This is a genomic window from Blautia sp. CAG:257 (assembly GCF_000433815.1).
Lineage (GTDB): Bacteria > Bacillota > Clostridia > Lachnospirales > Lachnospiraceae > Blautia_A > Blautia_A caecimuris.
This window is the reverse complement of record NZ_HF999062.1, coordinates 9,132-11,177: the sequence shown is the minus strand read 5'-3', so window position 1 is coordinate 11,177 and position 2,046 is coordinate 9,132. Positions and strand designations below refer to the sequence as shown.

Here is a 2,046-nt window from a genome sequence, read left to right as displayed (position 1 = left end):
CTATAAAAAGCGTTCTGCAGAGATCACAGCATTTGCTCCGTCTGCCACTGCAGTCACTACCTGACGCAGCTGCTTGGTGCGGATATCTCCTGCTGCAAAAATCCCCGGAACACTGGCAGCACAGTCTTCTCCTGCAGAAATATATCCTCCTTCATCCATTTTCACCAGTCCCTGAACCAGCTCTGTATTCGGAACGATTCCAACAGCAACAAAAACTCCCTCCAGAGAAATCTGCTGCTCTTCCCCTGTCTTTTTATTTTGGATCTTCAATGCAGTCACCTTGTTTTCTCCCTCAATGGCAAGAGGCACGGTATCCCATATGATTTCCACATTTTCGCAGGCAAACAGCTTTTCCTGAAGAATTTTATCCGCCCGGAGCTCATCTCTTCTGTGGATCACGTAAACCTTTTTACAGGTTCGGGCAAGAAGAATCGCATCTTCCACCGCTACATTTCCTCCTCCGATCACAGCAACTGTCTGATCCCGGAAAAAGGCTCCGTCGCAGGTGGCGCAGTAGGATACTCCCATTCCCCCAAGCTCCTGTTCCCCCGGAATATCCAGAGTTCTGTGAGCGGCTCCCATTGCAAGAATCAGAGTTTTTGCCCTGTATTCATTTTTACGGGTACGGATAATCTTAATTCCTTCCTCCAGCTCTATGGATATGACATTCTCTCTTACCGGAGTCAGTCCCAGTTTTTCCGCATGAGAAGCCATTGCTTCACCCAGATCCAGCCCGTTGATCCCGGGCATTCCCGGATAATTATCCACTTCATAAGTATCTACGATCTGACCGCCCTGAGCGAACTTTTTTTCCAGCCACAAGGTATTAAGCTGAGCCCTTGCCGCATAAATAGCTGCGCTGATCCCAGCCGGACCTGCTCCCAATATCGCTAAATCATATATTTCCGACATGATAGATTCCTCCGTTTCTCAGTTTTTTGCTGATTTTTTATCTGTCTTAACCTTTTTTCAGTGTAGCATACATTTGTATTTTTTCCAATAAAATAGTAAAAACACGCTTGCCAGGAGTATTTTTATGCCCGCATTTCTGCGCAGATACAAAAAAACCTTTTTAATCACTGCCTCATTGTTCCTTGTTCTTCTCTCCGGTATGGGAATCGGATATTTTTCCAGCCATGTCTGGTCTGAAAATGGAAAATTTGAAGCCTTCTGCAGGGAAATCTTTAAAAAAGAGGTTTCCGAAAACATACTGACTCTTCATTACTCTCTCGCCCATCCGGAAAAAGAAGGGATTACCCGCCCTGCGCCTGTTCTCGGCACTGTCAGCGCTGATATGTCCGATACATACAAAGCCTGTGAAAATCATCTGAACAAGTTAAAATCTTTTTCTGCATCCAGGCTTTCCCGCGAAAATCAGATTACTCTTGATATGCTTCTTTTGTATTTTCATACCCGGCTTTCGCTCAAAGGAAATGAGCTTCTGGAAGAAATGCTTTCCCCCAGTCTCGGAACACAGGCACAGCTTCCTGTTCTGCTTGCAGAATATGCTTTTTATGAAGATCAGGATATTGCAGATTATCTGAATCTTCTTTCTTCTGTCAAGCCATATTTTCAAAGTATCCTGGAATTTGAGAAGCAGAAATCACAGGCCGGATTTTTTATGAGCGATGCCACTCTGGACAGGATTCTCATGCAGTGCAAAGCATTTATAAAAGATCCTGATTCCAATTACATGCTGGAGGTTTTTGCCCGGAAGCTGGAAGATTACGGAAAGTTTTCCCCGGAAGATCAGAAAAAACTTCTGGATGCTCATGAAAAAATCCTGAAATCCCAGGTCATTCCTGCCTATCAGCTTCTTATCCAGGGACTGGAATCACTTCGAGGAACAGGAGTGTCAAGCCGGGGGCTTGCCCATTTTTCAGGCGGAAAAGAATATTATGAATATCTGCTGAAAAGTCAGGTTGGCTCCTATGCCTCTGTTGCTGACATAGAAAAAAGACTTTTATCACAGCTTTCCGCAGATTTTAAAGCAATGCAGCTTTTGCTTCGCAAAAATTCTGCTCTCATTGAAAAGCTTCAGCAAAA

General features: G+C 44.4%; 2 protein-coding genes. One reads left to right on the top strand and one right to left on the bottom strand.

Going from position 1 to position 2,046, the window contains the following annotated elements:
- The gene (gene trxB, locus QVP40_RS08160; RefSeq protein ID WP_022067971.1) at positions 1-912 is read right to left on the bottom strand and encodes a thioredoxin-disulfide reductase; all 912 of its coding nucleotides are present in this window, start codon (positions 910-912) and stop codon (positions 1-3) included.
- 124 nt (positions 913-1,036) lie between these two features.
- On the opposite strand from trxB, the gene QVP40_RS08155 reads away from it, so the two are divergent.
- The coding region (locus tag QVP40_RS08155) for a DUF885 family protein (protein WP_288200399.1) at positions 1,037-2,046 on the top strand (1,010 nt) is incomplete at its 3' end.

Bases quoted from the DNA above. Each gene is read 5' to 3' on its own strand.
- trxB (WP_022067971.1), bottom strand. From the start codon at position 912: ATGTCGGAAATATATGATTTAGCGATATTGGGAGCAGGTCCGGCTGGG.